We start from the raw sequence: 21,527 nt of genomic DNA, 5'->3' as shown, positions 1-21,527 counted from the left end.
ACAGAACTTTTTTGATTTAAACGACTTTTGTAATACAAAAAAGAAATTAATAGAAAAGGGACTGGAAAATAAACAGTCCCTTTCTATTTTTTTTCTATAAATTCACCTCTGATTTGAAATCAAGGTCATCTTTGTACTTTTCCAATATAGGTTTTACATATTCCTCATAGTATTCTTTTACCTGAGACGGTGCTCTTCCTACAAACTTTTTAGGGTCTAAAATAGCTTCAATTTCTTCTTTTGAAAGTCTAAAGCTTGGGTCGTTCGATATGAGTTCAATCAGGTTATTTTCCTTCCCAAATTCTTTGACATTTTGAGCAGCTTGCATGGAATACCTTCTAATTTTTTCATGTAAATCCTGCCTATCACCGCCACGCTTTACCGCTTCCATCAGTATATTCTCGGTTGCCATAAACGGAAGCTCTTGTTCAATGTGTCTTTTTATCATGTTCTCATACACAACAAGCCCACTTGCAACATTGTGATAAAGGTTTAAAATACTATCTGTTGCTAAAAACGCCTCAGGGATCGCAATTCGCCTGTTTGCAGAATCGTCCAAAGTACGCTCCAGCCATTGGACGGATGCTGTAAACAGTGGATTTTGAATGTTGACCATTATATACCTTGCCAAGGCACAGATTCTCTCACATCTCATAGGGTTTCTTTTATATGCCATTGCTGATGAACCAACCTGCGTTTTTTCAAACGGTTCTTCTATCTCTTTTAAGTGCTGCAAAAGCCTTATATCGTTTGCAAATTTATAAGCGCTTTGCGCAATTGATGCAAGCACTGATAAAACTAAATAATCAAATTTTCTCGGATACGTCTGGGATGTAAGTGGGAAGCTCTTTTCAAAACCCATCTTTTGACAAACAAGCTGGTCAAGCTTTTTTACCTTTTCTTCATTACCATCAAAAAGAGCCATGAAACTTGCTTGTGTACCAGTTGTTCCCTTCACGCCTCTTAGGTAAGTGTGGTCCATTACATACTCTAAAAATTGTAGGTCCATCACCAGGTCCTGAACCCACAGCATTGCTCTTTTGCCGACTGTTGTTAGCTGAGCAGGCTGAAAGTGTGTAAAACCCAATGTCGGCATGTCTTTGTACTTTAAAGCAAATTCAGACAACACCTTTATGCAGCTGACAAGCTTTTTTCTAATAAGCTTCATTGCCTCATACATTATGATGATATCTGCATTGTCTGTCACAAAGCAGCTTGTTGCGCCAAGGTGGATAATTGGTCTTGCCTTTTTTGCCTGCTCACCAAACGCATGAATGTGAGCCATTACATCATGACGAAGCTCTTTTTCTTTTTGCTTTGCTACATCATAGTTTATGTCATCTGAATACTTTTTCATCTCTTCTATCTGTTCATCAGAGATGTCAAGCCCCAGTTCTTTTTGTGCTTCTGCCAAAGCAATCCAAAGCTTCCGCCAAAGCTTAAACTTTGTGTCATCAGAAAAAAGTCTTTTCATCTCATCGCTTGCATAACGTGAGTTAAGTGGTGTCTCATAAATGTGGTGCAACTTTCTTCACTTCCCCTATTTTTTCTGTATTTTCTATAATTTTAATTATACCTTATTTGAGCTTTTCAACAAACCTCTTTATTCTGGCCAAGCCCTCTTTGATATTCTGCACAGATGTAGCATATGAAAGCCTCATATGATTTTCCATACCAAAGCCTTCGCTTGGAACAACTGCAACTTTTTCATTTTCTAAAAGAAGCTTTGCAAAGGTATTTGCACTGTCTATAACTTTCCCGTTAAAACTTTTCCCAATAACACCTGATAAGTCGACCCAAATATAAAATGCGCCTTGGGGTTTTACGCTACTTAAACCCTCAATCTCATTTACAAGCTCATATATCAAATCTCTTCTTTTTGCAAACTCTTCTACCATCTTCTTAAGACTTTCTTGAGGACCGCTCAGAGCCTCATATGCAGCATACTGGGCAATTGAATTGGGGTTTGATGTTGTATGGCTTTGAAGGTTTGTCATAATCTTGGCAAGTTCTCTATTTGAAAGAGTATACCCTATTCTCCAACCGGTCATTGCATAAGATTTCGAAACACCATTTACTATTATGGTAAGTTCTTTTGCTTTCTCACCAAAAGAGGCTGGTGATATGTGCTTTTGTCCATCATATATAAGTTTGTCATAAATCTCATCTGAAATAATGAATATTTCATTCTGTATACAAAGTTCAACAATCTCTTTCAGCTCTTCATATGTATAGACCATACCAGTTGGATTTGACGGAGAATTTAAAACAAGGGTTTTTGTCTTAGATGTGATATACTTTTGTAAATCTCTGCCACTTACCTTGTAATTCGACTCTTTTTGTGTCGGTACAACTACAACCTTGCCACCTGCAAGTTTTATAAGCTCTGGATATGTAACCCAATATGGAGATGGAAGAAGTACCTCATCACCTTCATTCAAGAGAGCAAAAAAAACATTCATCAGAGAATGCTTTGCACCATTTGAAATGACTATTTCATCTGCAGAATAAGAAATTCCATAATTTTCATTATAATACTTTGCAACCGCCTCTTTTAAACAGGCAATCCCCGCAACCGGTGTGTACTTTGTGTATCCTTTAACAATGGCAGCAATTGCTGCATATTTTATGTTTTCAGGTGTGTCAAAATCAGGCTCACCCGCACCAAAACCAATTACATTTTCACCAGATTCTTTTAATTTTTTTGCTAAAGCGTCTATTGCTAAGGTTGGTGACGCTGAAATACTTAGCGCTCTTTGTGAATACTTCATCCTTTCTCCCTTCGCCCTTTCAACTTGTTTTTGCAATACTATATCATATTTATATGCATTTTTCAATATCAATGTTACGAAAAAATAGGATTTAAGATTGTAAAAACGCAAGTTTTAAATAAAAAAATTTCATTTTAGAAACCTGCAGGTAAAGTTCAAAAGATTGTTGTAGCAAATGTCAAAAATCTCATCTCTGCTAAATCCAAAACTTTCTAACACGCGCTTTATCTTTGGAAAATCCTCAACACCATTTATACCTTGGGCAAAATTGTCTGCTCCGTCAAAGTCAGAACCTAAACACACATGCTTATGGCCAATTAACTGTGAGACATGTGCTATATGTTTTGCAATGTCTTCGAGCTTTGCAGACCTTTCACTTAAAAAAGGCGAATAAAAGCTTATCCCAATCAAACCATTAAAACTTCCTACAATCTTTATCTGATCATCCGTGAGATTTCGTGGGTGTTTGCACAACGCATAACAGTTTGAATGGCTTACAATAAACGGACTATTAATAATCTTTACAACATCATAAAATGTTCTCTGCGGTGCATGGGCAAGGTCAACAATAAAGTTCATCTCCAAAAGTCTTTTTAAAATTTCTTTTCCAAAACTGCTTAGAGCTTCATCTTCATAAGCTCCGCCACAAATCTTGTTTTTGTGATTCCACGAAAGCGTAGCACCTTTTACACCTTTTTCTTTCAATATTTCAACATCAAAAATATCATTGATAAATGAAATGTCTTCAACAATTACCAAAATATTTAGTTTATTCTCATCAATAATTTTTGAGATACCAACATTGTTTACATCATATTTATTTAGCAAATCCAGAATTGTAAAGATGTCCTCCATAAAATCGATATCTTTGCGCCTTGTATCCTGCCATATTGCCATGTACTGAAGTTTTAAATCAACTTGTTTTGCTCTTTTAAAGTCAAACTGTAATGAATTTTCAAAAAGTCCTTCATTTTTGAAAAATGCTGCTGTCAATGTGTCATTGTGAGCATCAGCAAACACTGCTACAGCTCCTATTATCTTCTTGGGGTTCTATTAAAATTCTATTACCTTTTCTTTTGTTGCAAGAACTACATTATCAAAAATCTCTTTTGCAGAGGCTAAATGCTTTTGCTCATCACACTCTGGCTTTAGGTGTGTCAAGACTAAAAGCTTGACTCCAGCTTCTTTTGCCACCTTTGCTGCCTGTTTTGGACTCATATGGTACCTTTTTGGCTCCTCAATCTTTCCAACCTCTTCATCAGTATATGCAGCATTCAGCAAGAGCAAATCTGCACCGCTGCAAAACGCTGCAAAATCCTCTTTGTATCCTGTATCACCAGAGAACACAAAGGCTTTCCCTCCCTCTTCAATCCTAACAGCAAAACTCCTGTATGGGTGTTGACCTTCAAAAAAGGAAAGTTTAACACTACCTATTTGGGTTTGCAAGTTTTCTTCAATATTTCTAACATTGTAAACGCCCTTTTTAATTAGGTTATATTCCTCTTGTGGCTCAGATGGAATAAAAAGGTCTATCTCTTTGCCACGGGACGCAAAGTAGTACCTCAAAACCCCTAAATCACTTGTGTGGTCAGCGTGAAGATGCGAGCATATTATAAAAGAAATATCGTCAAAAGCAATATAGTTCAAAAGCTTTGACAAAACACCACTTCCACAGTCAATCAGAATGTTCGCACTTTTCGTTTTTAGCAGATAACCGGACGTTGCCTCATCTTTGGCAGGGTATGGGCCTCTTGCACCCAAGATTGTCAAAATCATTTTATCATCTCCTTGTTATATAGTAATTCTAAAAACTCAGTAATTATATCCCTGTACTTTTCTTCTTCAACCAAAAAAGAGTCATGCCCATAATCCGATTCAATCTCTTTGTAAATCAAATCAACACCGGCTTCTTTTAGTTTATCTCTCATATATCTCATTTGGCTTATTGGGAAAAGGATATCAGAGGTTATGGCTACGAGCAAAAATTTTGCCTTAATCCTTCTTAGTGCCTCATCCTCACTTCCATATGTTCTTCCAAGGTCGTATAGGTCCATTGCACGTGTAAGATATAAATATGTGTTTGCATCAAATCTCTGAACAAGTTTCATTCCTTGATAGTGTAGATAACTTTCCACCTCAAATTCTGTGTTAAAAGACTCAAAAAAGCTCTCAACAGGGTCTTTCATCCTTCGGTTAAACTTCCTATCCATTAGTTTGTCTGACTGGTAAGTTATCATTCCGAGCATCCTTGCAATAGAAAGACCTTGAGCAGGACCTGTCTTGTCATAATAATCACCATTGTTCCAGTTAGGGTCTGCCATAATAGCCCTTCTCATAACCTCATTGAAGGCAATTGACTGCGCATTGAGCTTAAGTGGCGATGCAATGTTTATAACACCGTCCATAAAATCCGGGTAGCTCACAGCCCACTCTAAAGCTTGCATACCACCCATGGAACCGCCAACAACGCATAAAATATGCTCTATTTTCAGTACTTCCAAAAGTTTTCTTTGAACATTGACCATGTCTTTGATAGTTATAATAGGAAACCTTGCACCATAAGGCTTTCCTGTTTCAGGGTCAATAGAAGAAGGGCCTGTTGTCCCCTGACAGCCACCGAGAACATTTGAACAGATAATAAAATACTTGTTTGTGTCAAACATCTTTCCGGGGCCGACAAACTTGTCCCACCAGCCGGGTTTTGGATCATCTTCTGAGTGTTTCGCAACGTGTGAATCGCCTGTCAGGGCATGAGTTATCAAAATAATGTTGTTCTTTTCTTTATTAATCTCTCCATAAGTCTCATAAGCAACTGTAATGGGTCCGAATTTCTTGCCACTTTCTAATACAAAGTCCTTGTTGTGTGCAAATTTTACAAACTTTTTGAAACCCTCTTCCCAGAACTCAAATTTTTCCAACTTTTCTTTACCCCCACCAAAAAAGATTAATTAAAATGAAAGATTGCCCCATCTTTTTAATGAAAACCTCAGTTTTTTGGAGCAATCTTTCATTGCTACTTCAATCAACAACTTAGAAACTATTTTACACTTTATTCAGTGCACTCTCAATATCATATATCAAATCTTCAATATCTTCAATGCCAACAGAGAGTCTTATCATCTCTGGCAAAACTCCAGCTTGCCTTTGCTCTTCTTCTGTTAACTGCTGATGGGTTGTTGATGCAGGATGAATAATGAGCGATTTTGCATCGCCAACATTTGCTAAGTGCGAGAACAGCTTAACACTATTAATTATCTTCTTTGCTGCCTCGTATCCACCCCTTGGTCCAAATGTAAAGATAGCACCAGGTCCTTTGGACATGTATTTTTTGTATAGGTCATAGTATTTGTTACCTTCTAAAGCTGGGTAATTGACCCATTCCACTTTTGGATGTTCATTTAAATATTTTGCCAATTTCATTGCGTTGTCGACATGCTTTTGCATTCTGAGCGAAAGTGTTTCAACGCCAAGTAAAATCAGGAACGAATTAAACGGTGATATACAAGCACCTATGTCTCTAAGAAGCGTAAGTCTTAGCTTTGCTATATATGCAGCATTTCCAAACTCTTTTGTATAAACAAGACCGTGATAACTTGGGTCAGGCTGAATTAAATCTGGGAATTTTTCATTCCACTCGAATCTCCCAGAGTCAACTACAATCCCTGCAATTGATGTCCCATGTCCGCCCAAAAACTTTGTCATTGAATACACAACAATGTCCGCCCCGTGTTCAATTGGCCTGAACAAATAAGGTGTTGCAAATGTGTTGTCCACAATAAAAGGAATTCCATGCTTGTGAGCAATCTCTGCTATAGCTCCAAAATCAGGAATGTTTATATTAGGGTTGCCAAGCGTCTCGACAAATATAGCCTTTGTCTTATCTGTAATTGCTGCTTCAAATTCTTCTGGATAGTCAGGATTGACAAATTTTACGGCGATACCAAGTTTTCTTAATGTGTGAGCAAATAGTGTATATGTTCCGCCGTACAAGGTTGAAGCAGCGACAACTTCGTCTCCGCTTCTTGCGATATTTAAAATCGCATAAGTGATAGCAGCTTGCCCTGAGGATGTTGCAACAGCTCCAACCCCACCATCCAGTGCTGCAATTCTTTTTTCTAAAACATCTGTTGTCGGATTTCCTATTCTTGTATAGATATTTCCTGCTTTTTTGAGTGCAAAAAGGTCTGCAGCCTCTTCGGGTGTGTCAAAGATGTATGAAGTTGTCTGGTAAATTGGAACAGCTCTTGACTTTGTCTCTTTGTCAACAAACTGTCCTGCATGAATCTGTAATGTGTCAAATCCAAACTTTCTTTCCATCTTTTATTTTCTCCTTTCATTAAATTTTTGTTGTGCTTTTTAAAAGATAAAAAAATAGCCTTCCTGCAGATAAGCTACAAGAAGACTTCTTCCTAAATCTTCTTACTTCTTATCTGCCAGGTATTTTAAAAATACCTGCTGGAATTGGCACCAAGAAAAAGGGCACCCATACCTTTTTCCGGTTGCCGGGCTTCATTGGGCCAGTCCCTCCACCACTCTTGATAAGAAGTAATTTTCTAATATTCAATTTTGTTGCTTTGATTATACCATTTAAAAATACATTGGTCAATACTCTACTTTTTAAATCTGAATTCTTGGATTTTCTTCAGACATTCTGTAAATTACAATCTTCCTTCCTATCACCTGCACAGGCTCTGCGTTTAGTTTTTCGCATATATAAGCTATCGCTTCTTTCGGCTCTATCTCACAGTTCTTCTCAAGGGCAATTTTTATAAGCTCTCTTGCAGTGAGTGCTTCATCTATTTGTTTGAGCACTCTTTCTGTAATCCCTTCCTTTCCAATTCGAATAATTGCATCCATTGTGTTTGCCATGCCCCTGAGTTTTGCTCTTTGTTTGGATGTTAGCAAGATATTTTTCACCTCTTTTTGAATTTAATTTTTGATAAAATACTTCTTTTTCGCTATTTATAAACTAAAACGGCAGAAAGGATTTTGCCTTTCTGCCGGCATTTTTTTATTTTTAGACCTCTACTTCTTTTCGAGACCTGCGCCGCTGCTTCTCGTATTCTGGATCCCCCTTTTTCCAACCGCTTCTTACCTTCTCAACCACCTTTTGTTTTGATACATCCACCACAAACCCGTTTTCCTTAAAACAAAAATATGTGGTATTACCTACCTTGCAGTTCCCACAATTGATGCACTCCATATCAGAAAAGATAACCTCCAAACCTTTTAAGAATTTCTTTTTGCTTGTCAATTATTTTAACCCATTTTTACTGTTTTGTCTATATCCATTTTTATGATAAATCTAAAACTTATTCATAATATTCAAACTCAACATCAAGTATCCTCACAATGTCACCATCCTGGATTCCCATCTCTCTTAGCTTGTCAAAGACCCCAAGCTTGTTTAAGAAATTTTGAAAATACCTGAATGAGTCATGGTCATTTAAAACTATGTTTCTTGCTACCTTCTCTACAACTGTTCCTTCTACAACATATACACCGTTTTCTTTTCTGACAGTAAGCGGTTTTACATCCTTTTTCTTGTAGTATACAAACGTCCGTGGCTTTGCATCCTCTTCGACATTTTCAGCTGCCTTTTGCTTTTTCAAAAGTTCATAAGCTCTTTTTAAAACCTCTCTTATCCCCATGCCAGTTGCAGCAGAGATGGGATACACTTCATACCCCATCTTTTCAATCTCTTCTTTGAAAAGTTCAAAATACGCCTGAGCATCAGGAAGGTCCATCTTGTTTGCTGCGACAATTTGAGGCTTTTGGGCAAGTTCAGGGCTGTATTTTTTTAGCTCCTCATTGATTTTTATAAAATCCTCAACAGGCTCTCTTCCTTCACTTCCCGACACATCAACAATATGAATCAAAACCTTTGTCCTTTCAACATGTCGCAAAAATTGATGCCCAAGACCTGCACCTTCACTTGCACCTTCAATAAGCCCTGGTATGTCTGCTAAGACAAAGCTTTCACCCTCGCTAATATATACAATCCCAAGGTTGGGATACTTTGTTGTAAATGGATAGTTTGCTATCTCAGGTCTTGCGTTTGTTGCAACAGACAAGAATGTTGACTTACCAACGTTTGGATAGCCAATCAGTCCAACATCTGCTAAGACTTTTAGCTCCAAAATTACCCAAAGCTCGTCCCCTTTCTCCCCAACCTCAGCAAACCTTGGAACTTGCCTTGTGGCTGTTGCAAAATGGGCATTTCCTCTGCCACCTCTACCACCGTGGGCAACAATTGCTCTGTCGCCTTCTCTCGACAGGTCAGCAATTATCTCACCAGTTTCAGCATCTTTTATTACAGTTCCAACAGGAACCTTTATTATCAAATCTTCGCCGTCTTTGCCATGCATATTGTTAGGTCCGCCACGCTCACCATTTTGTGCCTTGTAATGTCTTTTGTATTTAAAATCAAGCAGGGTGTTCAGCTCCCTATCAGCAACAAATATCACATCTCCGCCTTTTCCACCATCTCCTCCTGCAGGACCTCCTGCTGGAACGTACTTCTCCCGCCTGAACGCAACTATACCATCTCCGCCATCCCCTGCTTTGACATAAATCTTTGCAATGTCCACAAACATGAATATCTCACCTCTTTTAAGAACAACTAAAAGATACAAAAAAAGAGACAAACCTCTTTTGTCAGTTTGCCTCTTTTTGAAAAGCGTTAAACCATAATAGATTTTTATTGAGCAGCAACCATCTCTTCAGCTGGAATAACAGACACAACTTTTCTTCCTCTCTTGTTTTCAAACTTTACATACCCTGTAACTAAAGCAAAAAGTGTGTCATCTCCACCACGACCGACATTCTTGCCTGGGTGGAATTTAGTTCCCCTCTGTCTTACCAAGATGTTTCCTGCCAAAACAAACTGACCGTCTGACCTTTTAACACCAAGTCTTTTTGACTCGCTGTCTCTTCCGTTTCTTGTTGAACCACCAGCTTTCTTGTGTGCAAACAGCTGAATGTCAAATATTAACTTCATCCTCTTTCACCTCCACTTTAACATATTTTGGATACTGAGATTCTAACTCTTTTAACGCTAAATATGCTGTTTGAAGAAGAAGCGAACAGCCCTTTGTTACTTCTTCATTGTTATTTAGCACTTCAAATTCTAAATAGCCTTCTTTTTGTTCTAACGAATGCTCAGCTTTCAATATCTCAATACAGCCATTTACATTTGCAAGTACTATTGAAGAGACTGCACTGCAAACAATATCTTTACCTTTCGGAGCAAAATGGCTGTGCCCTTTGACAACTATTTTATAATACCCTTTCTTTTGTGATTTTAAAAAAGTAGCTTCAATCATGGTTGACAATTTAACCTACTTACTTTGCTATTTTTGTTATCTGAATCTTTGTATACCACTGGCGATGTCCAAGTTTTCTGTGGTAACCTGTTTTTGATTTGTAAGTAAATACTATGATTTTCTTATCCTTTGCATGTTCTAAAACCTTTGCTTCAACATATGCGCCATCTACATATGGCTTTCCAACAACAAACCCATCGTCAGACGAAATTGCCAACACCTTATCAATCTTTACCACAGAGTCAACATCAGCTTTTAATTTTTCAACCTTTAAAACGTCGCCTTCCTGCACCTTATATTGCTTTCCACCTGTTTCAATTATTGCATACATCCTCTTTTCCATACCTCCTGCTTTTAAGAAATTTTTCAAATTCTGCCTGCACGCCGCTACGGGAGCATTTTACCCTTTGCGAGCGCAATAACATTCAATATTATAGCATTTGGGCTTCTCAATTACAATAGAAAAATTTTTCTTTGACCATTTTCATTTAGCATTTTGCTACTTTGCTACTCTTTATTAGTTATTTTTTGATTCTTTGTAAAACCTCTCTTTTTCGCTATAGATACAACCGCAATATTTCTGAAGATATAGTCCAAGTTCTCTTGCTTTTTGTCTTCCTTCTCTAAAGCCTTCTCTGAAGTCTCTGTAATAAAACTCTATTCCATAACGTCCTGCAATATCCTCACCAAGTTTTTTTATCAAATCGTGCTTTTGGTATGGACTTACTAAAAGTGAGGTTGTAAAAGCGTCAAATCCGCTTCTTTTTGCAACTGAAGCAGTCTTTTCAAGTCTTGTACTGTAGCAGTAAATACATCTTGAATTTTCTCTAAATGCGCAGTTTCGCAAAAATTCCTCAAGTGGATAATCTTCCAATACAATAAGCTTATTACCTCTTATCTCATAAAACTTTTTTGCAGCATCTAATCTATTCTTGAACTCTGTGTATGGGTGAATATTAGGATTGTAAAAAAGCCCATAGACTTCATGTCCTTCCTCTGTAAGCTTGTCAAGAGGATAGATACTGCAAGGCCCACAGCATGTATGCATTAAAATCTTCATCTCTTATCACCGCCAAACTTTGACTTTGCAATATGAGTTATTGCTTTTTGGGTTGCAACTCTGCCACGTGCAGTCTTTACCAAAAATCCTTCTTGAATTAGATATGGCTCGTAAATATCTTCAATTGTGCCTTCATCTTCTCCAATTGCGGCCGCAATTGTTGAAAGTCCAACAGGTCCCCCGCCAAATTTGTATATTATAGCTTCTAAGATGTTCCTGTCAACAATGTCAAGCCCAAGTTCATCAACTTCAAACATCTCAAGCCCTTCAACTGCAACTTCACACGTAATAATCCCATCGTACTTTACCATTGCAAAATCTCTAATCCTTTTGAGTAGCCTGTTTGCAACTCTTGGTGTTCCTCTTGAACGCTTTGCTATCTCAACGCAAGCTCTATCATCTATATCACATTTTAAAATAGAAGCAGATCGTTTTATTATTTGACTTAGCTCCTCTATTGTATAATAATCAAGCCTTTCAATTATACCAAACCTGTTTCTCAAAGGTGATGATAAAAGCCCTGCTCTTGTTGTTGCACCAATCAAGGTAAACGGCGGGATTGAAAGCCTAATTGTTTTAGCAGAGGGTCCTTTGCCAATTACTATATCCACTTTCAGGTCTTCCATTGCAGGATATAAGACCTCTTCAATGGTTCTGTTTAGCCTGTGAATCTCGTCTATAAAGAGAATATTGTTCTCACCAATATTGGTAAGTATGGCAACCAAATCACCTGCTTTTTCAATTGCAGGTCCGGAGGTTACTTTAATATCAACTCCCATCTCATGTGCTATAACATTTGCTAAAGTTGTCTTGCCAAGCCCCGGTGGTCCATACAAAAGCACATGGTCAAGCGGCTCTTTCCTTTTTTTTGCAGCTTCAATGAAAATTCTTATTTTTTCTTTTACCTTTTGCTGCCCAATATATTCATCCAATGTCCTTGGTCTTAGTGACTCTTCATTTAAATCTTCTATGTTAAGTTTTGCATCCAATAATCTTTCCATGTTATTTCATTCCTTTAAACAAAAAATTTATATTTAAAGTCTTGAGAGGCGTCTTAATGCCTCTTTTATCCCATCTTCAATAGAAAGACTTGAAAAATCCTCTGATGATAAAGCCTCATTTATCTCATCCATTTCATATCCTAACGACAAAAGAGCAAGCGAAATCTCTTCAAGCTTTGAATCCTCTTTTTTGATTGCTTGGCTGCTTTCTATTTTAAACTCCTTTTTCAGTGTCTCTTTGAGCTCTAAAATTATCCTACTTGCAGTCTTCTTGCCAATGCCCTTTACCTTTTCGAGCCTTGAACTATTTCCTTTTGCAATCTCTATAATAAGTTCTTCATACGGTATTGTTGAGATTATCTGCAAGGCAAGCTTTGCACCAATGCCACTGACTCTTTGGAGCTTCAAAAAAAGCTCTCTTTCCTCTTTTGTTAAAAATCCATAGCACTCAAGCTCAGACAAATTTTCGTTGAATTTTATATGTATGTAAATTCTCTTTTCTTGGCCAATTAAATCAAGAAACTGGGATGTAATGCAAAAAATCTTTAAAATAACGTTTTTGTAATTTAACAGTATAAAATTGTTCTGAATCTCTTCAATAACTCCAACAATCGAATCTATCATATCCCTTCCTCCTGAGTTACATAAGAACAGCTCCAAAGAGCATGACAAATAGCAACAGCTAACGCATCTGCAACATCGTCAGGTTTTGGAATGTCCGGTAAATTAAGTAACATCTTTATCATTTTTTGAATCTGGGTTTTGTCTGCTTTGCCATATCCTGTTATTGCTTGCTTTACTTGAAGAGGTGTGTATTCATAAACATTCAGACTATTTTTAACGCATGTTAGAATAATTACACCTCTTGCCTCTCCTACCGAAATTGCAGTTTTAGAATTTTTATTAAAAAAAAGCTCTTCAATTGCAACAACATCTGGCTGGTAAAGTGTAATAATTGAAGTAAGCTCATTGTGCAGATGAAAAAGCCGCAGTGACTTTCTCATTTCACTTGATGTTTCAATCTTGCCAAAATCAATTACCCTGAATGATGAATTTCCCTTAAATTCAACTAATCCATATCCAGTTAGTGCAATTCCTGGGTCTATTCCTAAAATTCTCAACTTCCTATCAAGCCCTTTCTATTCCTTATGATTTTTTCTTAAGAACACTGATTCTTTATTCATTTTAGCACATTTTTTTAATTTTATCCACAGATATATACTTGCATTTTTATTCTTTTTAATTTATAATTATGCAAAGAGGGGGCAGTATATAATGGAGTTTGTAGTACGAAGGGCAACTTATGATGATATAAAAGCAATAAAGGAAATAACAAAAGAAGCATTCACAAAGTATTGCGAGCTTGCAGGAATCGACCCTGCTAAAAACGCAGCTGTGAACGAAACTGAAGAGGATATAAAAAGGGATATAGACACAAAAGAGGTCTATGTTGCTTTTATGGATGGAATAATTGTTGGCACAATCAGAGTTGAAATCTTTCCTGACAAAACAGCATATATTAGCCGTTTTGGAGTAAGGCTCAACTATCAAAACAATGGTGTTGGCAAGGCACTTATGAAAGTTGTTGATGAGAGACTCAAAGAGCTTGGAGTCAAAAAGGTTTATCTTCACACTGCATCTAAGGTGAGAGATTTGGTTCGATTCTACTATGCAAGGGGTTTTTATATTGTGTCAACATCAAATGAAAATGGGTACATCAGAGCACTTTTGTGTAAAGAGTATGATGAAGAAAATTAAAGGGCTTTGCACAGTTCATTATAATGTGGAAATTTTTAACTTCTTATGTGCAAAGCCCCTTTGGGCCTTTTAATTTCTATTGTTAATCAAAATTACCTATAAAACTTCTCTGGCAACCATTCTTTTTCTGCTTCAAACATCTCATCTACCATCTTGCGTATTTCATCCAAATCTAAAACAGCACTTGTGAGAGGGTCCACCATAATAGCATGATAAACTGCTTCTCTTTCACCTGTCAAAGCAGCAATCACAGCAAGCTCCTGCACGTTTATATTAGTCCTATTCAAAGCTGCAAGCTGTGGTGGAAGATCTCCCACATGAGTTGGCTGGATACCATTTTTGTCAACCAAACATGGTACTTCAACGCAGCATCCTTCAGGCAGATTTGTAATCAAACCTTTATTTTCAACATTACCATTTATCACACTTGGAGTATTTGTCTCTATAGAATGGATGATAGTTGCACAGTATTCGTTACTTCTTTTCAGATCAATATAGTCTGCCTCTGCCATTTTTCTTAGGTCATCAAGCAAAGTTTTTGCAGCATCTAAGCAGCAGTGTAAATACATACCATTGTAATGTTCTTTGTGCCATGAATGGGTTCTATGGATTTTATTTATCCAATCGTCACTCTTTCTAAAATAGGGAACATATTCAGACATGTGAAAACTTGACTCTGAAACATAATATCCAAAATGTTTTAGTATCTCGAACTTGGTAACATCCTGGGTATAGATTTCTGGGTCATTTGCTTTTTCTCTTATAAGAGGATATGCATCTTTCCCATTCCACTCAAATTTTAAAAACCATGCCATGTGGTTTATACCTGCGCATAAGTATGAAACCTCTTCCATTTTTGCGCCAATAATCTTTGCTAAAAATTCAGCAGTTCCTTGAACACTATGACAAAGTCCTACATTTTTTATATTAGTAGCCTTATTTAACGCCCAGCAATTCATGGCCATTGGATTTACATAGTTAAGTAAAAGTGCGTCAGGACACAGCTCTTCCATGTCCTTTGCAATGTCAAGTAAAACCGGTATTGTTCTAAGAGCCCTGAAAACTCCACCTGGACCTATTGTATCACCAACTGCCTGTTTTACACCATATTTTAGAGGAATGTAAATGTCATACTCGAAAGGTTTTAAACCTCCAACCTGTATTGTGACAATAACATATTTTGCACCTTTTAAAGCCTCTTTTCTATCGGTTGTGGCTTCAAGTTTGGTAGGATACTTTTCCTGGTCAATGAGTTTTTGCAGAGTTTTTCTCATAAATTCAAGCCTTACACTGTCAATGTCCATAAGCGTTATTGTAGAGTCTCTTAGCTCTGGATATGATAAAATGTCTCTTACCAAGTTCCTCGTAAAAACTCCACTTCCTGCCCCTATTATGGCTATTTTGAGCATACCTTCATCTCCTTCCATTAATGAATTTATTCTTTATTCTAACTTTTCGGTTACTGGATTTGAATCTAATAATTTTGAAATTTCTATTAGATTTTATAAAGCAAACAAGACAGCTTCTTAAATTTTATACTTTTTTAGAAGCTGTCTTGCCTCCTTAAGCGAAATAGTTAATTTTCTCTTTTCTTTAATCTAATTACATTCCATGAGAATTTGGGCAATATGGATGTTAAAACATTACCTTCTATCTTTGAATTTCCACCTTTGTGGGGCACGACATTGTCAGGCTTATCTTGAGTGTTTCCTTTGTAAATATCATCACTTTCATATACAATGTGCTCCACAACCTCAAATCCTTCAAAACCATCAAGCTTAAATTCAACTTGCATCTCCTCTTCTAAATCTCTGTTGACGGCAAAGACTGTTATTTCATTCTTTTCCTCATTGTATGTTGCAACTGTTTCAATGTATGGAACATCAGTAAAGTCTTTTGAATCATATTTAGGGGAATTTACCTTAGGAAGTAATGCAACCCCATGACCATAGTTTGCAGCATGCATGAAAGGATAGTATATTACCTGTCTGTAAGCAATTCCACCTTTTACAGTGGTAATTGGGGCAATGACATTTACAAGCTGGGCCATGCACGCTATCTTGACCCTGTCACAATGCTTTAAGAGTGCAATCAGCATACAACCCACTAAAATTGCATCTTCGAACACATAATCTTCTTCAGCAATTGCACGAATTTGTGCCCAGGGCTGTGCTTTTTCGTCTTTCCCCTCAAGATGAGCATGATACCATACATTCCATTCATCAAATGAGATATTGACAACCTTTTTACTTCTCTTTTTAGCCTTTACATAATCAATTGTGGAAATTACTGTCTTTATAAACTCTTCCATTTCAAGTGATTTTGCAACAAAGTTCTTTGTGTCTTTCTCAGGATTTCCATAGTACACATGTAGAGAAACATAATCTACAAGGTCATATGTGTGGTCCAAAACAATTGCTTCCCACTCAGGAAATGTGGGCATTTTTGGCCCTGAGCTTCCAGCTGCAACAAGCTCTATAGTGGGATCTATCCACTTCATAACCTTTGCTGTCTCTCTTGCAATTCTGCCATACTCATGGGCTGTTTTATGACCTATCTGCCAGTCACCATCCATCTCGTTCCCAAGACACCATACTTTTATGTTGTGCGGCTGTTCATAACCATGATGACGTCTCAAATCACTGTAGTATGTGCCGCCTGGGAAGTTGCAATATTCAACTAAGTTTCTTGCAGCGTCAATTCCACGTGTGCCAAGGTTTACTGTCATCATAACAGAGGTGTTTGCTCTTTTTGCCCATTCAACAAATTCGTTTACACCAACCTCATTTGTCTCGATGGCTCTCCACGCAAGCTCAAGTCTTCTTGGTCTTTTTTCTTTTGGACCAATACCGTCTTCCCAGTTATACCCCGACACAAAATTGCCGCCAGGATATCTTACAATAGGAACATTCAGCTGCCGAACAATTTCTAAAACATCCTTTCTAAACCCCATTTCATCAGCCTGCGGATGGTCTGGTTCATAGATTCCTGTGTATATTGCTCTTCCCATGTGTTCCAAAAATGAACCGTAGATTCTCTTGTCTACTTGCCCGATTACGAACTCCTTATCGTAGATGACTTTTGCTTTTTTCATGTATTTCCTCCTTTCTTATTTTCTAATATCATTTGAGTATACTTTCAAAGTATGTATTTAGTTTAATTCCAATTAAAATATTTTAATTAAATTATACAAGCCATATTTGAGATAATCAAGTTTACTGTTAAAACTTTTTATAAAAAACTTGTATATATACAAGTTTCTCAGCTTTGATTTACAAGCCTTGCTTGTTTCTTGCAAATTATTTTAAAACCAGCTAAAATAAAAATGTTTAAATCTATAAAAAAGGGTGAAACAAAACTTATGAAACAAATAGATAATCTTAAAGAAGCGCAAGTTTTGTTTGAAGCCTTAGCGTCTGATGTAAGAATAGAAATTATAAACCTTTTGAGCAAATACCGAGAAATGAATATGAATGAAATTGCGCAAAAACTTGGGCTTACAAATGGTGCTGTCACTCAGCACATGAAAAAGTTAATTGCTGCTGGGATTGTTACAATCAGTGCAGCTTCAGGAAAACATGGCAATCAAAAGATTTGCCGTCTTGTTGAAGACAAGATAATTATTAACATTGTTACAAAGCATCCTCAAAAATTATATGAGTGCGAAATCAAAGTCGGTAATTATTCTATCTTTGAGGTTTATCCAACCTGCGGACTTGCAACAAAAGACAAGATTATTGGGGAATTTGATGACCCAAAATATTTTGCTCATCCTGAACATGTTAATTGTGATATTATTTGGTTTATGAAAGGTTATGTAGAGTATATGATTCCCAATTTTCTAAAACCAAATCAAATAGTTACTGAGATTCAAATTTCATTTGAAATTTCTTCTGAGGCACCTGGAGTAAGAGAAAATTGGCCCTCAGATATCTACTTTTATATCAATGGAGTCGAATTGGGATTCTGGACATGCCCAGGAGATTTTGGTGAAACCAGAAGAGGAATTTTTACACCTTCTTGGTGGCCTACTGGAGTAAATCAATATGGTTTACTTAAAGTCCTTACAATATCTAAAGATGGAACTTATATAGATGGTTCCAAAATTTCAAATATTACATTAAAAGATATCGACATAGAATCTAAAAACGAAATAAGATTTAGAGTCGCTGTTCCTGACCATGCAAAAAATATTGGAGGAGTTACTTTATTTGGAAGACACTTTGGAAACTATGACCAAGATATTAAATTTCGCATATTTTATGAAGAAGTATAAAACAAAAGAGGGGAATGTTCCCCTCTTTTCAGCTCTCGAGATTTCAATTTAATTTTTATGTAAACTATGAAGCTCTTACAACTTTTTTCAAAAACCGAATATCAATCTCATGCTCAACTGTCATGTCACGCAAATACTCAAACCCTTCTTTTAATCTTCCTGTCTGCTGCTCTAAATTGTCAAACCTCTTGTACACTTCATCTCTGAACATAATCATCTCTGTTCTAAATTCTGTCAAGAATGCAACCTGATCATATACAGCATTCATTCTTCTTGTCAGTTCCTTGTTACCTTCTTTCAATATAACAATATCTTGTTTAATAATTTGAACATCTTCCTCAAGCTTCGCAACCCTTTGCTCAACCATGTCGAGTCTTTGCTCAACCATGTCGAGTCTTTGCTCAACCATGTCGAGTCTTTGCTCAACCATGTCGAGTCTTTGCTCAACCATGTCGAGTCTTTGCTCAACCATGTCGAGTCTTTGCTCAACCATATCAAGCCTTTGCTCAATCTTATCTAATCTTTTCTCAATAGTATCAAGTCGCTCATTAATCTTTTCAAGATTTGCAACTATAGCTTGCAAAATATCATTTTCTGGCATTTTTGCCTCCTGGATTTTCAAGTTTTATGGTAATATTATATCATATCTTCTGTCAATTTTCATTATATTTTATTCCATATCTTTCATAATCTGGATTTGGTCCCTTGCAAGTTCAAGAATGTGAGGATTGTTTCGAGCTTCTTTGCTTGATATAAGCCTTGAAAACCACTTTTTCGCCTCTTCAATTTCACCTACTCGTCTCGAAAGTTCACCTATCAAGTACATAACAGTTGCCAAATCTATTTCATCGGTTGATCCTTCCTCATGTTCAAAAGCATCCTTATATGTTTGAAGAGCAAGTTTTTGAAACTCAAGTTCTTTTTCTTTATTTTGACTTAGTCTGTACAGCCATGAAATCCGAAGCAGAATTCCTGCAATCTCATATTTGTTGACTTTCCTTTTAGACGTTGCTGTAATTAAAGCTAACTTGTACAATGTAATGGCATCATCTACTGTTCTTTCAAACGGGATCTCTCTTTTTACCCACTTTTGTTGCACCTTTTCTTTTAACGACTCTATATCCCATTTGGTGAGCTTTCCAAAGTTTTTGTGCAAAGCTGCATAACCACATTCCCCGCAAACAACCACATCATACAAAAGAGGATTTACGCCTTTGTAGTAGACACACAGGTCTGTGTCTCTCTTCTCTACGTAAATTGCTGAACTTTTAACAAATGGCGCTTTAATAGTGCTCTGGCAGACAGGACAAGTCAGTAGTTTTTCGTAAATATCCATAAAAAAGCCCCCTCTTAGTTGTAGACAGAAGAATTTACAGTGGTATTCTCTTTTGTACCTACCAATATTATAGCATTTACCGGCTTGTAATAATCAATGGATAAAAGTTTTTTTTCTTTTAACTTGCCATTTTCATAAATTAGCATATAAGTTTTGACCTTCAGTCCATTTTGAGGCTTATTAGATAACTTTTGTACTCCCTTTGGCAACATAGGGTCGTTTTTGTATACCTTCTTATAAGGCACTTTTTCTAAAACTTCTGATTCAAATTTAACCACTTCGCCTTTATGAGTATTTTCACCGTAGAGGTTAATAGTGACAGTATTTTGAGATGTATAGCTTTCAAGGTAGATTGGTGCGTTGGTTGTATTTTTAAATTTAAAATCAATTGAACCTGAAGCAATTGTAGCATCACGTCCTGGCGGCACATAAGAAATCAAAGCTGAGTGTGGAACTCTTTCAACTACTTTGAGCTGAGCCATTAATACTGCATTGTACATAGTGGTTGCTATCTGGCAAAGCCCCCCACCAACACCATCAACAAATTCATTATTTACAATCACTTTTGCAATCTTAAAACCATTTTCAACTGTAACAGGTCCTATTACTTTTGATAGTGAAAACACTTCGCCTGGCATTATTAAGCTTCCATTTATTTTCCTTGCAGCAATTCTAATATTCTCACTTCTTGCTCTGTTGGATGCGTCAAACTTTGTTGTAAATGAACCAATCACCTCTTTAATCTTAGAAAGCTCATTTTTTGTTATTCTCGGAACGATCTGGACAAACCTTGCTCTGACTTTTCCTTCTTTCTTGTTTTTAATCATATCTTTCAATTTATTTATAAGATCATTATAATCAAGTTTTCTTCCCAGCTTTTCAGGTGTGATAACAAATTGATTTCCTACCTTTCTAATGCTCGCATTTACAGGAGATTCATAATACTTCTCAAAGAGTTCATCCACAAACTCTTTAAGCTTTCCTTCATTGTATTCAAATTTAAGCCTTATCACAACAGGATGATCATAGACTCTCTTGATTTCTCTGAACCGTCTTGAGATATTCCCTTTTCTTCCTATGGAATAAGCTTGTTCAATTGCCTCACCTATGTTCATTCTAATATCAAGAGATGCATAGTCCAGTTTGTACTCATTTCCATCAACTTCAACCTCAATCTTTTTGCTTCTCAAAGGCTCAAGATAAGTACTTTCTAAAAGCTCATACGCCTCTGCCCTTGTCAAGCCTCCAACAGGTGTGTTTTCAATGTAAATACCTTTATAGATTTTATCTGTGTTCAAGACCTGCTTTACATTGCTATAAAGTGTATAACCCAAAATTCCTGCTAAAACCAAAAGCACTACTACAATCCCAATTAAAATATATCTTCTCACTTCATACTTACCCGTCTTGAGATACATTCAAACCCTTCTTCTAAAGCTCTACAATTTAAGTTATAAATTTGCTCAGTTTTTGAAAACTCTTTTAATACTTCTTTTGCTTCGGAGGTAGAAAACATTTCTTTCAACCTCAAGTACGCCCCAAGCATTACAATATTTGCAACCCGGACACTTCCAAGCTTTGATGCAATCTCTGTTGCAGCTATATAGTAAGTTTTTATATCCTCTCTTTTTGCTTTAATGTCAACAAGAGAGCTATTTATGAGCATAAACCCATCTTTTTTGACCGAAGGTTCAAATTTTTCCAGTGATGGTCTGTTCAAAACAAATAATGTATCAGGATTGAACACAACAGGTGAGCCTATCATCTCATTTGATATTATCACACTGCAGTTTGCAGTGCCACCTCTCATTTCAGGTCCATAAGATGGAAGCCATGAGACATTGTACCCTTTTTTCATTCCAATGTGTGCAAAGATTTGTCCTAAAAACAACACTCCTTGCCCACCAAAACCAGCAATCAAAATCTCCTCTGTCATTTTTAAATTCCCCTACCTTTGTCCTTAAAGATTCCCAAATTATAATATTTCAAAACCTCATTTT

24 protein-coding genes and 1 riboswitch are annotated in these 21,527 nt (G+C 36.7%); of the genes, 2 read left to right on the top strand and 22 right to left on the bottom strand.

Annotated features, from left to right (window positions below):
- Positions 1 to 94: 94 nt before the first annotated feature.
- From purB to ruvC, 16 genes are all read right to left on the bottom strand, one after another.
- A complete protein-coding gene (purB, locus tag PGC14_RS03475) occupies positions 95 to 1,525 on the bottom strand; it encodes an adenylosuccinate lyase (RefSeq protein ID WP_271629519.1) in 1,431 nt (476 codons plus the stop codon).
- A 52-nt stretch (positions 1,526 to 1,577) separates the two neighbouring features.
- A complete protein-coding gene (locus PGC14_RS03470; protein WP_271629518.1) occupies positions 1,578 to 2,771 on the bottom strand; it encodes a pyridoxal phosphate-dependent aminotransferase in 1,194 nt (397 codons plus the stop codon).
- Positions 2,772 to 2,900: 129 nt separating this feature from the next.
- Entirely contained in the window at positions 2,901 to 3,791 is an 891-nt protein-coding gene (locus tag PGC14_RS03465; RefSeq protein WP_039764103.1) for a dipeptidase, read from the bottom strand.
- Between the two features lie 33 nt (positions 3,792 to 3,824).
- Positions 3,825 to 4,547, bottom strand: a complete 723-nt coding sequence (locus tag PGC14_RS03460; RefSeq protein ID WP_039764104.1) for an MBL fold metallo-hydrolase — start codon at positions 4,545 to 4,547, stop codon at positions 3,825 to 3,827.
- The gene (gene metX, locus PGC14_RS03455) at positions 4,544 to 5,689 is read right to left on the bottom strand and encodes a homoserine O-acetyltransferase MetX (protein WP_271629517.1); all 1,146 of its coding nucleotides are present in this window, start codon (positions 5,687 to 5,689) and stop codon (positions 4,544 to 4,546) included. Before metX ends, PGC14_RS03460 begins: the two co-directional genes overlap by 4 nt.
- Positions 5,690 to 5,813: 124 nt before the next feature.
- On the bottom strand, positions 5,814 to 7,088 hold the full coding sequence (locus PGC14_RS03450) for an O-acetylhomoserine aminocarboxypropyltransferase/cysteine synthase family protein (RefSeq protein ID WP_271629516.1): 1,275 nt from the start codon (positions 7,086 to 7,088) through the stop codon (positions 5,814 to 5,816).
- Positions 7,089 to 7,194: 106 nt separating this feature from the next.
- Positions 7,195 to 7,316, bottom strand: a riboswitch (SAM riboswitch).
- Positions 7,317 to 7,388: 72 nt separating this feature from the next.
- Positions 7,389 to 7,676, bottom strand: coding sequence for a ribosome assembly RNA-binding protein YhbY (gene yhbY / locus PGC14_RS03445; protein ID WP_011917101.1), 288 nt, complete (start codon positions 7,674 to 7,676; stop codon positions 7,389 to 7,391).
- A 112-nt stretch (positions 7,677 to 7,788) separates the two neighbouring features.
- The gene (locus tag PGC14_RS03440; RefSeq protein WP_011917100.1) at positions 7,789 to 7,974 is read right to left on the bottom strand and encodes a hypothetical protein; all 186 of its coding nucleotides are present in this window, start codon (positions 7,972 to 7,974) and stop codon (positions 7,789 to 7,791) included.
- A 109-nt stretch (positions 7,975 to 8,083) separates the two neighbouring features.
- A complete protein-coding gene (gene obgE, locus PGC14_RS03435) occupies positions 8,084 to 9,367 on the bottom strand; it encodes a GTPase ObgE (protein ID WP_271629852.1) in 1,284 nt (427 codons plus the stop codon).
- Between the two features lie 104 nt (positions 9,368 to 9,471).
- Positions 9,472 to 9,771, bottom strand: a complete 300-nt coding sequence (gene rpmA / locus PGC14_RS03430) for a 50S ribosomal protein L27 (RefSeq protein WP_011917097.1) — start codon at positions 9,769 to 9,771, stop codon at positions 9,472 to 9,474.
- Positions 9,755 to 10,096, bottom strand: coding sequence for a ribosomal-processing cysteine protease Prp (locus tag PGC14_RS03425; RefSeq protein WP_011917096.1), 342 nt, complete (start codon positions 10,094 to 10,096; stop codon positions 9,755 to 9,757). Before PGC14_RS03425 ends, rpmA begins: the two co-directional genes overlap by 17 nt.
- A 19-nt stretch (positions 10,097 to 10,115) precedes the next feature.
- Positions 10,116 to 10,427 carry a 50S ribosomal protein L21 gene (gene rplU / locus PGC14_RS03420; protein WP_011917095.1) on the bottom strand — a complete coding sequence of 104 codons (312 nt, stop codon included), beginning with the start codon at positions 10,425 to 10,427 and terminating at the stop codon, positions 10,116 to 10,118.
- A 186-nt stretch (positions 10,428 to 10,613) separates the two neighbouring features.
- On the bottom strand, positions 10,614 to 11,156 hold the full coding sequence (locus PGC14_RS03415) for an epoxyqueuosine reductase QueH (RefSeq protein ID WP_271629515.1): 543 nt from the start codon (positions 11,154 to 11,156) through the stop codon (positions 10,614 to 10,616).
- The gene (ruvB, locus tag PGC14_RS03410; RefSeq protein WP_039765444.1) at positions 11,153 to 12,157 is read right to left on the bottom strand and encodes a Holliday junction branch migration DNA helicase RuvB; all 1,005 of its coding nucleotides are present in this window, start codon (positions 12,155 to 12,157) and stop codon (positions 11,153 to 11,155) included. Before ruvB ends, PGC14_RS03415 begins: the two co-directional genes overlap by 4 nt.
- Positions 12,158 to 12,190: 33 nt before the next feature.
- On the bottom strand, positions 12,191 to 12,781 hold the full coding sequence (gene ruvA / locus PGC14_RS03405; protein WP_039765446.1) for a Holliday junction branch migration protein RuvA: 591 nt from the start codon (positions 12,779 to 12,781) through the stop codon (positions 12,191 to 12,193).
- Complete coding sequence (gene ruvC, locus PGC14_RS03400) at positions 12,778 to 13,278, bottom strand: crossover junction endodeoxyribonuclease RuvC (RefSeq protein ID WP_271629514.1); 501 nt, start codon at positions 13,276 to 13,278, stop codon at positions 12,778 to 12,780. Before ruvC ends, ruvA begins: the two co-directional genes overlap by 4 nt.
- Before the next feature lie 154 nt (positions 13,279 to 13,432).
- Here ruvC and PGC14_RS03395 point away from each other — a divergent pair, with 154 nt between their 5' ends.
- Positions 13,433 to 13,915 (top strand): GNAT family N-acetyltransferase, encoded by a 483-nt coding sequence (locus PGC14_RS03395; protein ID WP_039765448.1) that lies wholly within the window; start codon positions 13,433 to 13,435, stop codon positions 13,913 to 13,915.
- Between the two features lie 92 nt (positions 13,916 to 14,007).
- Here PGC14_RS03395 and PGC14_RS03390 read toward each other — a convergent pair whose 3' ends face one another.
- Together PGC14_RS03390 and PGC14_RS03385 are read right to left on the bottom strand one after the other, a co-directional pair.
- Positions 14,008 to 15,324, bottom strand: a complete 1,317-nt coding sequence (locus PGC14_RS03390; protein ID WP_271629513.1) for an alpha-glucosidase/alpha-galactosidase — start codon at positions 15,322 to 15,324, stop codon at positions 14,008 to 14,010.
- Positions 15,325 to 15,491: 167 nt separating this feature from the next.
- Entirely contained in the window at positions 15,492 to 17,009 is a 1,518-nt protein-coding gene (locus tag PGC14_RS03385; protein WP_271629512.1) for an alpha-N-arabinofuranosidase, read from the bottom strand.
- Positions 17,010 to 17,276: 267 nt separating this feature from the next.
- Between PGC14_RS03385 and PGC14_RS03380 the strand changes: the two genes are divergently transcribed.
- Positions 17,277 to 18,191, top strand: coding sequence for an ArsR/SmtB family transcription factor (locus tag PGC14_RS03380; RefSeq protein ID WP_271629511.1), 915 nt, complete (start codon positions 17,277 to 17,279; stop codon positions 18,189 to 18,191).
- Positions 18,192 to 18,255: 64 nt separating this feature from the next.
- On the opposite strand, the gene PGC14_RS03375 is transcribed toward PGC14_RS03380, so the two are convergent.
- From PGC14_RS03375 to PGC14_RS03360, 4 genes are all read right to left on the bottom strand, one after another.
- Positions 18,256 to 18,792: a hypothetical protein gene (locus tag PGC14_RS03375; protein ID WP_271629510.1), complete on the bottom strand. Its 537-nt coding sequence runs from the start codon at positions 18,790 to 18,792 to the stop codon at positions 18,256 to 18,258.
- Positions 18,793 to 18,861: 69 nt separating this feature from the next.
- On the bottom strand, positions 18,862 to 19,527 hold the full coding sequence (locus tag PGC14_RS03370) for a DUF2225 domain-containing protein (protein WP_039765459.1): 666 nt from the start codon (positions 19,525 to 19,527) through the stop codon (positions 18,862 to 18,864).
- 14 nt (positions 19,528 to 19,541) lie between these two features.
- Positions 19,542 to 20,918 carry a VanW family protein gene (locus PGC14_RS03365; protein WP_307742505.1) on the bottom strand — a complete coding sequence of 459 codons (1,377 nt, stop codon included), beginning with the start codon at positions 20,916 to 20,918 and terminating at the stop codon, positions 19,542 to 19,544.
- On the bottom strand, positions 20,915 to 21,463 hold the full coding sequence (locus PGC14_RS03360) for a 2-oxoacid:acceptor oxidoreductase family protein (protein ID WP_271629508.1): 549 nt from the start codon (positions 21,461 to 21,463) through the stop codon (positions 20,915 to 20,917). The genes PGC14_RS03365 and PGC14_RS03360 overlap by 4 nt, the downstream gene beginning before the upstream one ends.
- Positions 21,464 to 21,527 lie beyond the last annotated feature (64 nt).

This window comes from Caldicellulosiruptor sp. DIB 104C (assembly GCF_028198085.1).
GTDB lineage: Bacteria > Bacillota > Thermoanaerobacteria > Caldicellulosiruptorales > Caldicellulosiruptoraceae > Caldicellulosiruptor > Caldicellulosiruptor saccharolyticus.
This window is presented reverse-complemented; position numbering and strand designations above follow the sequence as displayed.